The 2,155-nt window shown below is 72.0% G+C and carries 2 protein-coding genes and 1 pseudogene; 2 read left to right on the top strand and 1 reads right to left on the bottom strand.

From position 1 onward, the window contains the following. A pseudogene (locus tag ACFU0Y_RS17990) lies at positions 1-197 on the bottom strand (hypothetical protein); the annotation flags it as partial. Positions 198-386: 189 nt separating this feature from the next. Here ACFU0Y_RS17990 and ACFU0Y_RS17985 point away from each other — a divergent pair. Together ACFU0Y_RS17985 and iolB are read left to right on the top strand one after the other, a co-directional pair. Further along, complete coding sequence (locus tag ACFU0Y_RS17985; RefSeq protein ID WP_380216310.1) at positions 387-1,127, top strand: GntR family transcriptional regulator; 741 nt, start codon at positions 387-389, stop codon at positions 1,125-1,127. Between the two features lie 63 nt (positions 1,128-1,190). Next, positions 1,191-2,108, top strand: coding sequence for a 5-deoxy-glucuronate isomerase (iolB, locus tag ACFU0Y_RS17980; protein WP_380216308.1), 918 nt, complete (start codon positions 1,191-1,193; stop codon positions 2,106-2,108). Positions 2,109-2,155 lie beyond the last annotated feature (47 nt).

Genomic DNA, 2,155 nt, shown 5'->3' with positions numbered 1-2,155 from the left:
GTGATCATGGCGATCTTGATCTGCTCCGTCTGGGCCACCTCGCCGCCGCCGCCCTCCCCCGCAGCGGTGGTCTCCCGGCCGCCCTCGGACGAGCAGCCGGCCAGCACCATGGCCGGGGCCAGCAGTGCCGCGGTCGCCAGGAGGCGCCGTGGCGCCCTGGGCCGCGGGGTCGCAGGGGAAACACGTCGTGCAGTCATGGGAGTTCTCCTCGTGTCGCTGCGGGGCCTCGCGCCTCCGAGGCGCCGCCACGGCCGTCCGCTTGGGGTTCATCCTGGGTGACCCGGATCACAGATGTCAATAGAATGTATGGACATATTCACAAGACTGCGTCCACAATGGGGAAGCGGGCAGTCCGCTCGCCCGGTTCCACCCCTTGGAGGTCCACCATGTCCGGCCCACTCCGTCTCACGGTCGACAAGACCTCCCCCGTGCCCCTCTACCACCAGGTGGCACAGGGCCTCGAGGACGCGATCCGCAGCGGCGAACTGCCCCCGGGGACCAAGCTGGACAACGAGATCGACCTCGCCAACCGGCTCAACCTGTCCCGTCCCACCATGCGCAAGGCGATGGACCAGCTGGTCCGCGCCGGCCTGCTGGTGCGCAAGCGCGGCGTGGGCACCCAGGTGGTGGGCAGCCAGGTCCGCCGCTCGCTGGAGCTCACCAGTCTGCACGAGGACCTCCAGCGCAGCGGGGGCAGCCCCAGCACGGACGTGCTGGACTTCGCCCGGGTTCCCGCCGACGACGAAGTGGCGCTGCTGCTCGGCGTCGCGCCGGGCGACGAGGTATACCACCTCGTCCGCCTGCGCGGCACGGACGGCGAACCGCTGGCCCTCATGGAGAACTGGATCCCCTGCTCGCTGTGCGAGCTCACGCGCGAGCAGCTCGAGGAGGAGGGACTGTACTCCCTCATGCGCGGCCAGGGCGTCAACTTCCAGCTCGCCCACCAGCGGGTGGGCGCCGTCTCGGCCGACGCGTTCCAGGCGGAGCAGCTGGGCGTCGAGCCCGGTGCCGCGCTGGTCAGCATGCACCGCACCGCCATGGACGACCTCGGCCGGCAGGTGGAGACGGGCCGGCACGTGTACCGCGCCGACAAGTACACCTTCGAGCTCACCCTCGTCCAGCGCTGAGCGCCGGACCGCCGCCGCACCGCGAGCACCGCACGACGACGACACCGGAAGGCACACCGACCCATGCATACGAACAGCTCCCGCCCCGACTGGGTGCACCCCAAGGACTCCGCCGCCCAGGACGGCTGGTTCGTCTCCCTGGGCGGCCACGACTCCACCACCGAGGTCCCCGGCTGGGCCCACACGGGTTTGCGCGTGGCCGACCTCGGTCCGGGCGAGCGGATCACCCTGGACGCCGCCGAGGAGGAGCGCATCGTGGTGCCCCTCGCGGGCAGCTTCACGGCCGGGACGAACGGGAGGACGTACGACCTCGGGGGCCGCCCCTCCGTCTTCGCCGGACCGACCGACGTCCTCTACACCGGGATCCGCCAGGAGCTGACCGTGTCCACCGCCACCGGCGGACGGGTGGCCGTGGCCTCGGCGCCGGCCCGCGCGGAGCACCCGACGCGCCTGGTGACCCGCGAGGAGATCCCGGTGGAGCTGCGCGGCGCGGGGAACTGCTCGCGCCAGGTGCACAACTTCGGCACCCCCGCCGCGCTGGAGGCCGATCGGTTCATCGTGTGCGAGGTGCTCACACCCGCCGGCAACTGGTCCTCCTACCCGCCGCACAAGCACGACGAGGAGAAGGACGGGGAGACGGCGCTGGAGGAGATCTACTACTTCGAGACGCAGCTCGCCGAGGGCATGCCCGTACCGGAGGGCGCCGGCACCGACCCCATGGGCTACCAGCGGGTCTACGCCTCGGACGACCGCCCCATCGACGTCAACGCCGAGGTGCGCTCGGGCGACGTCGTGCTGGTCCCCTACGGCTGGCACGGGCCCGCCATGGCCACCCCCGGCTACGACATGTACTACCTCAACGTCATGGCCGGGCCCGGCCGGGTGCGGGAGTGGCTGATCAGCGACGACCCCCACCACGGCTGGATCCGCCGGACCTGGGACGAGTCGGCGGTCGATCCGCGGCTGCCCTTCGGCCGCTGAGCAGCCCCGGCACCGCCCGTGCACGAAGGGCCCGCCCCCGAGGGGGC

This window comes from Kocuria sp. NPDC057446, from assembly GCF_042802875.1.
GTDB lineage: Bacteria > Actinomycetota > Actinomycetes > Actinomycetales > Micrococcaceae > Kocuria.
Note: the sequence above shows the minus strand (reverse complement) of the source record. Positions and strands in the feature narration are given on the sequence as shown.

What these genes read in the sequence shown, in the direction of transcription:
- ACFU0Y_RS17985 (WP_380216310.1), top strand. Translation starts at nt 387, where the DNA reads ATGTCCGGCCCACTCCGTCTCACGGTCGACAAGACCTCCCCCGTGCCC.
- iolB (WP_380216308.1), top strand. Translation starts at nt 1,191, where the DNA reads ATGCATACGAACAGCTCCCGCCCCGACTGGGTGCACCCCAAGGACTCC.